At 64.0% G+C, this 6,586-nt stretch carries 6 protein-coding genes and 1 pseudogene; all 7 read left to right on the top strand.

Going from position 1 to position 6,586, the window contains the following annotated elements; genetic code table 11:
• Positions 1–244 precede the first annotated feature (244 nt).
• The 7 genes and pseudogenes from CO656_RS02680 (at position 245) to CO656_RS02650 (ending at position 6,519) form a co-directional block, all read left to right on the top strand.
• A complete protein-coding gene (locus CO656_RS02680; RefSeq protein WP_037425688.1) occupies positions 245–847 on the top strand; it encodes an amino acid synthesis family protein in 603 nt (200 codons plus the stop codon).
• Positions 848–870: 23 nt separating this feature from the next.
• Positions 871–1,698: an alpha/beta fold hydrolase gene (locus tag CO656_RS02675; protein ID WP_097524737.1), complete on the top strand. Its 828-nt coding sequence runs from the start codon at positions 871–873 to the stop codon at positions 1,696–1,698.
• Positions 1,695–2,627, top strand: a complete 933-nt coding sequence (locus tag CO656_RS02670; RefSeq protein ID WP_097524708.1) for a flavin reductase family protein — start codon at positions 1,695–1,697, stop codon at positions 2,625–2,627. The genes CO656_RS02675 and CO656_RS02670 overlap by 4 nt, the downstream gene beginning before the upstream one ends.
• A gap of 3 nt (positions 2,628–2,630) precedes the next feature.
• Positions 2,631–3,671, top strand: a complete 1,041-nt coding sequence (locus CO656_RS02665; RefSeq protein WP_097524707.1) for an LLM class flavin-dependent oxidoreductase — start codon at positions 2,631–2,633, stop codon at positions 3,669–3,671.
• Between the two features lie 5 nt (positions 3,672–3,676).
• Positions 3,677–5,140, top strand: coding sequence for an aldehyde dehydrogenase (locus tag CO656_RS02660; RefSeq protein ID WP_097524706.1), 1,464 nt, complete (start codon positions 3,677–3,679; stop codon positions 5,138–5,140).
• 5 nt (positions 5,141–5,145) lie between these two features.
• Positions 5,146–5,471, top strand: a pseudogene (locus CO656_RS02655) (NIPSNAP family protein).
• Positions 5,472–5,508: 37 nt separating this feature from the next.
• Positions 5,509–6,519 carry an ABC transporter substrate-binding protein gene (locus CO656_RS02650; protein WP_097524705.1) on the top strand — a complete coding sequence of 337 codons (1,011 nt, stop codon included), beginning with the start codon at positions 5,509–5,511 and terminating at the stop codon, positions 6,517–6,519.
• The last annotated feature ends 67 nt before the right edge of the window (positions 6,520–6,586 follow it).

Below are 6,586 nucleotides of genomic sequence, written 5' to 3'. Positions count from 1 at the left end.
CACCTTCATCAACGGCAACCGCGTCGTGGTGTTTCCGCCGAGCCCTGGGAGCTATGCGTCCGAGCGAATGGGCTGACGGCAAGGAAACGTATCGCCAACCGACTCAACCCCGCTCGGCAACGAGCGGGGTTTTTCGTTCCAGGCTGCTGAATGGCTTCGGCTTTGCGCATTTCCGAAAACGCCGCTTGACTCCGCGGTATTATGGCATACCATAGTATGTAATAGAGATATCAAGGAGGCGGCGATGCCCATCGAAATCCGCAAGACCCTGCTGCAGGTGGAGACGACGCTGATCGAAGGCGGCAAGGCTGCGCCGGCGCCGCTGAAGCTCTATTCGGCCATCGCCGTCGTGAAGAACCCCTGGGCGGGTGTGGGCTACGTCGAGAACCTGAAGCCGGAGATCCACGCCGCTGCCCCGGTTCTCGGCGAGCTGCTGACGAAGATGATCATCGACGCCGTCGGCTCGGGCGAGGCGGTCGAGGCCTATGGTAAGTCGGCCATCGTCGGTCTCGACGGCGAGGTCGAGCATGCCTCGGCACTGATCCACACGCTGCGCTTCGGCAATCACTACCGCCAGGCTGTCGGGGCCAAATCCTATCTGGCCTTCTGCAATACGCGCGGACCGGCAAACGCACCCTTGATGATCCCCCTCATGGACAAGAACGACGAAGGACGCCGCTCCCATTATCTCACCATCCAGACTTCTATCGCCGACGCCCCGGCGGCAAACGAGATCGTCGTTGCGCTCGGCGCCTCGGTCGGCGGACGTCCGCATCACCGGATCGGCGACCGCTATCAGGATCTGAAGGATCTCGGGCAGGACGTCGCCAACCCGGCCGGCGTTTGACGCCTCTCTATTGGACCGCGGCGATGCTTCAGTCAGAGCGAACGGAATTTGCTGGCCTGGGTGCCGGGCGAGAGCGAACCGCACATGGCGCCGCCTATGTGGAGACCGGCCATGGCGAACCGCTTGTCCTCGTCCACGGGGTAGGCATGCGGCTCGAGGCCTGGGCGCCGCAGGTTGCCGCCTTGTCTGGCCGGTGCCGGGTCATCGCCGTCGACATGCCGGGCCATGGCAAGAGCGACAGGCTGGCTCCGGGCGCCAAGCTCGAGGATTTCGTCGCCTGGCTGGGCGTCTTTCTTGATGACCTGAAACTCGCGTGTGTCAATCTCGCCGGCCATTCGATGGGCGCCCTGATCGCCGGTGGCGCGGCCGTAACCTTTGGCACGCGCATCCGCCGCGCGGCGCTTCTGAATGGCGTATACTTGCGTGATGCCGATGCGAAGGCGGCAGTCGTCGCCCGGGCCCAGATGATCGGCAAGGGCGCCGTCGACGTCGACGGGCCGCTGAAACGCTGGTTCGGCGAGGATAGTGGAACCGCGTCGGTCTACGAACTGACGCGAGGCTGGCTGCAGGCCGTTGATCCTGAAGGCTATGCGACGGCCTATAGCGCCTTCGCGCATGGCGATGCCGTCTATGCCCCACGCTGGCCCGAGGTTCGTTGCCCGGCCCTGTTCCTGACCGGCTCGGAGGATCCGAACTCGACGCCGGAAATGGCGCACGCCATGGCCGCCGCGGCGCCGTGCGGCTGGGCGCGAATTATTGAAGGGCACCGCCACATGGTCAATCTGACGGCGCCCGACACGGTCAATGCAATCCTCGAAGACTGGCTTTCAAGGGAAGGGGAGAGGTCATGAACACAGCTTCTTTGGACCCCCGCGCGCTGCGCGACGCCTTCGGTTCGTTCATGACCGGCGTGACGGTGGTCACGGCGAAGGACGCCTCTGGAAATCCCATCGGCTTTACCGCCAACTCCTTCGCTTCCGTGTCGATCGATCCGCCGCTGCTGCTCGTCTGCATCGCCAAGACCTCCCGCAATTTCGCGACGATGACGGGCGCCAAGGGCTTTGCCGTCAACGTCCTGTCGGAAAAGCAGATGACCGTTTCCAACACCTTCGCCAAACCGGTGGAGGATCGTTTCGCGACGGTCGAATGGCGGCATGGGCCATACGGCGCTCCGATTCTCGCCGGCGTCAGTGCCTGGTTCGACTGCTCGACGAACGAGATCGTCGACGCCGGCGACCACGCCATACTGATCGGCCGCGTCGAGGCCTTCGAGAACGGTGTCATGGCCGGGCTCGGCTTCGCACGCGGCAGTTACATCACGCCGGGTCTGTCCGGCAAGGCGGTGTCGGCCGCCGCGGAGGGCGTGCCGCTGATTGCCGCCGTCGTCGAGCGCGCCGGCGCCGTCCTCTTGATCCCGGAGGCGGGTGGCCACTGGCGCCTGCCACAGATGGAGCTCAAGGGCGGTGAGCCGCTGGCGGCGCTGCAAGATCATCTGACGAACACGACGGAATTGGCGATCGAGGTCGGATTTCTCTATTCGGTCTACGACAACAAGACGACCGGCCACCAGCACATCGTCTATCGGGCCGCCGCCGAGCCCGGCGACACCAAGGCGGGGCGGTTCGTCCCGATTGCGGACCTGCCGCTCGACGCGATGGACAACTCCGCCACGGCCGATCTCCTGAGGCGCTTTGCCGCCGAGAGCGCGCTCGGCAACTTCGGCGTTTACGTCGGGGATGAGAAACAGGGCAAGGTTCACCCCTATGCCAGAAAGGCCTGATCCATGAAATTCTCGCTTTTCGTGCATCTCGAGCGGCTCAATCCCGGACAGTCGGACGAGAGCCTCTATCGCGAGTTCATCCAGCTTTGTGAAATCGCCGACAAGGGCGGCATGCATGCGATCTGGACCGGTGAGCACCATGGCATGAGCTTCACGATCGCGCCCAATCCCTTCCTCAGCCTCGCCGATCTCGCCCGCCGCACGAAAAATGTCCGGCTCGGCACCGGCACTGTGATCGCGCCGTTCTGGCACCCGATCAAGCTCGCCGGCGAAGCGGCGATGACCGACATCATCAGCGACGGTCGGCTCGACATCGGCATTGCCCGCGGCGCCTATAGTTTCGAATACGAGCGGCTCGCCCCCGGATTGGACGCCTGGGGCGCCGGCCAGCGGATGCGCGAGCTCATCCCCGCCATCAAGGGCCTGTGGGAAGGCGACTACGCGCATGAGAGCGAGTTCTGGACCTTTCCGTCGACGACCTCGGCGCCGAAGCCGATGCAGGCGCCGCATCCGCCGATCTGGGTGGCGGCGCGCGATCCCAACAGCCATGAATTCGCGGTCGCCAATGGCTGCAACGTACAGGTCACACCGCTTTGGAACGGCGACGGCGAGATCGCCAGCCTGATGGAGCGTTTCGAGGCGGCCTGCGCCCAGAACCCGGAGATCAAGCGCCCGAAGATCATGCTGCTGCAGCACGCCTATGTCGGCACGGACGAGGCTGATCTCGAACAGGCCGCCAGGGAGATGAGCGTCTACTACAACTATTTCTTCGCCTGGTTCAAAAACGAAAAGCCTATCCGGCAGGGGCTGATCAAGACGATTTCCGAAGAGGAAATGGCTGAGAATGCGCTGATCTCGCCCGAGGTGATGCGCAAGAACCTCGCGGTCGGCACGGCCGATCAAGTCATCGCCCGCCTGAAGACCTATCAGGCGATGGGTTACGACGAATATTCCTTCTGGATCGATACCGGCATGAGCTTCGAGCGCAAGAAGGGCTCGCTTGAGCGCTTCATCGCCGATGTCATGCCGGCATTTGCGGAGTAGGGCACATGCAGCGCTTCCAGTGCTATATCGATGGCGAATTTGCAGACGGCGAAGCCCGCTTCGAAAGCATCGACCCGGCGACGGGTGCCGCCTGGGCGGAGATGCCGGAAGCGCGCGAAGCCGATGTCAATCGCGCTGTCGAGGCGGCCCATAGGGCCCTTTCCGCGGGACCGTGGTCCAAGCTGACCGCCACCCAGCGAGGCAAGCTTCTTTACAAGCTTGCCGACCTCGTCGCCGAGAATGCCCAGAAACTGGCCGAACTGGAGACGCGGGACACGGGCAAGATCATCCACGAGACCTCGGCGCAGATTGCCTATGTCGCGGAATATTATCGCTATTACGCCGGGATCGCCGACAAGATCGAGGGTTCCTATCTGCCGATCGACAAGCCGGACATGGATGTCTGGCTGCGCCGAGAACCGATCGGCGTCGTCGCTATGGTCGTGCCGTGGAACAGCCAGCTGTTCCTGTCGGCGGTGAAGATCGGCCCGGCGCTGGCGGCCGGCTGCACCATGGTAGTGAAGGCCTCGGAAGACGGGCCGGCGCCGGTCCTTGAATTTGCCCGGCTCATCCACGAGGCGGGCTTCCCGGCCGGCGTCGTCAACATCATCACCGGCTTCGGCCCCGCCTGCGGTGCGGCGCTCAGCCGCCATCCGAAGGTCGATCATATCGCCTTTACCGGCGGGCCGGAGACGGCGCGTCATGTGGTACGCAATTCGGCGGAGAACCTCGCCTCGACCTCGCTTGAGCTCGGCGGCAAGTCGCCCTTCATCGTCTTTGCCGATGCTGATCTTGAGAGTGCGGCCAATGCCCAGGTCGCCGGCATCTTCGCGGCGACCGGCCAGAGCTGCGTCGCCGGATCGCGATTGATCGTCGAGACAAGCGTCAAGGACCGCTTCCTCGACATCCTCAAGGCAAAGGCCGAGGCGGTCCGGATCGGCAGCCCTCTCGACATGGCGACCGAGGTCGGGCCACTCGCGACCCGCCGTCAGCGCGATCATATCGAGGCGCTGGTCGAGCGCTCGCTTGCCGCCGGCGCCAAGCTGGTCACGGGCGGCACGGCCCCCGAAGGCGCCGGCTACTATTACCGGCCGACCATTCTCGATTGCGACGGCAGTGCTTCGCCGTCACTTGATGAGGAGTTTTTCGGTCCCGTCCTTTCCGTGCTTTCCTTCGAAACGGAAGCGGAGGCGCTCGAACTCGCCAACAATACCCGCTACGGCCTCGCGGCCGGCCTCTTCACCCGCGACCTCACCCGTGCACACCGCCTGATCAAGGGGATCCGCGCCGGGATCGTCTGGGTCAATACCTACAGGGCGGTTTCGCCGATCGCGCCCTTCGGCGGTTTCGGGCTTTCCGGCCACGGCCGCGAGGGCGGCATGGCGGCCGCGCTCGACTTTACGAGGACGAAGACGGTGTGGCTGAGGACCTCGGACGAGCCGATCCCCGATCCTTTCGTGATGCGGTGACGGCGATGTTGTACGAAATCCGCACCTATCGGCTGAAGAACGGCGCCATCCCCGCCTACCTGAAGGTGGTCAGGAAGAGGGCATCGCGATCCAGAAGAAGCATCTCGGCGAGCTCGTCGCCTATTTCTTCTCCGAGATCGGGCCGATCAACGAGATCGTGCACATCTGGGCCTATCGGAGCCTCGACGATCGCGAGAGGCGCCGGGCCGCACTCATGGAAGACCCGGCCTGGCGGGCTTTCCTCCCCAAGATACGCGACCTCATAGAAGTCGCGGAGAACAAGATCATGAAGGCGGCGCGCTTTTCGCCGACGGGCGGCAGCGTGTCATAGAACAACCAAGCAAAACCGGATCACGGAGCAAGGGAACATGAAGAAGATACTCGCTTTGGCGGCTGCAGCCGCAACCATCGCAACGGCCATGCCGGCAACGGCCGCCGATCTCGTCTTTTCCAGCTGGGGCGGCACGACGCAAGACGCGCAGAAAAGCGCCTGGGCAGAGAAATTCACGGAAAAGACCGGCATCAACGTCCTGCAGGACGGGCCGACGGACTATGGCAAGCTGAAGGCGATGGTCGAGGCAGGCTCGGTGACCTGGGATGTCGTCGACGTCGAGGGCGACTATGCGGCGCAGGCCGGCAAGAACGGGCTGCTCGAGAAGCTCGACTTTTCGGTGATCGACAAGACGAAGCTCGACCCGCGCTTCGTCACCGACTATTCGGTCGGCAGCTTCTATTATTCCTTCGTCATCGGCTGCAACAAGGATGCGGTCGAGGCCTGCCCGAAGACCTGGGCCGATCTCTTCGACATCGAGAAGTTCCCCGGCAAGCGCGCCTTCTACAAGTGGTCGGCCCCGGGTGTCATCGAGGCTGCGCTGCTCGCCGACGGCGTCCCGGCCGACAAGCTCTATCCGCTCGATCTCGACCGCGCCTTCAAGAAGCTCGACACGATCAAGCCGGAAATCATCTGGTGGACCGGCGGTGCGCAGTCGCAGCAGCTCCTCGCCTCCGCCGAGGCCCCCTTCGGCAGTCTCTGGAACGGCCGGATGACGGCGCTCGCCCAGAGCGGCATCAATGTCGAGACCTCGTGGGAGCAGAACATTACCGCCGCCGACTCGCTCGTCGTGCCTAAGGGCGCAAAGAACAAGGAAGCCGCGATGCAGTTCATCGCGCTCGCTACCTCGCCTCAGGCGCAAGCCGATCTCGCCAAGGCCACCGGCTATGCGCCCATCAACTTGGATTCTCCCAAGGTGATGGACCCGGAATTGGCGAAGACATTGCCGGATGCGCAGACGGCAAGCCAGGTCAATGCCGACATGAGCTACTGGGCAGAGAACCGCGACGCAATCGGCGAGCGCTGGTACGCCTGGCAGGCAGAGTAAATGTAGGAGGCGGGGAGTGCGCAGCCCGTACTCCCCGCCGATCCCACGCAGGGGCAGGAGGAGGTCC

This window comes from Sinorhizobium sp. FG01, from assembly GCF_002531875.1.
GTDB classification, from domain to species: Bacteria; Pseudomonadota; Alphaproteobacteria; order Rhizobiales; family Rhizobiaceae; genus Sinorhizobium; species Sinorhizobium fredii_C.
The sequence above is the reverse complement of the archived record's forward strand: the minus strand, read 5'-3'. Positions and strand labels throughout refer to the sequence as shown.

Bases quoted from the DNA above. Each gene is read 5' to 3' on its own strand.
- CO656_RS02660 (WP_097524706.1), top strand. From the start codon at position 3,677: ATGCAGCGCTTCCAGTGCTATATCGATGGCGAATTTGCAGACGGCGAA.
- CO656_RS02650 (WP_097524705.1), top strand. From the start codon at position 5,509: ATGAAGAAGATACTCGCTTTGGCGGCTGCAGCCGCAACCATCGCAACG.
- CO656_RS02680 (WP_037425688.1), top strand. From the start codon at position 245: ATGCCCATCGAAATCCGCAAGACCCTGCTGCAGGTGGAGACGACGCTG.
- CO656_RS02675 (WP_097524737.1), top strand. From the start codon at position 871: ATGCTTCAGTCAGAGCGAACGGAATTTGCTGGCCTGGGTGCCGGGCGA.
- CO656_RS02665 (WP_097524707.1), top strand. From the start codon at position 2,631: ATGAAATTCTCGCTTTTCGTGCATCTCGAGCGGCTCAATCCCGGACAG.
- CO656_RS02670 (WP_097524708.1), top strand. From the start codon at position 1,695: ATGAACACAGCTTCTTTGGACCCCCGCGCGCTGCGCGACGCCTTCGGT.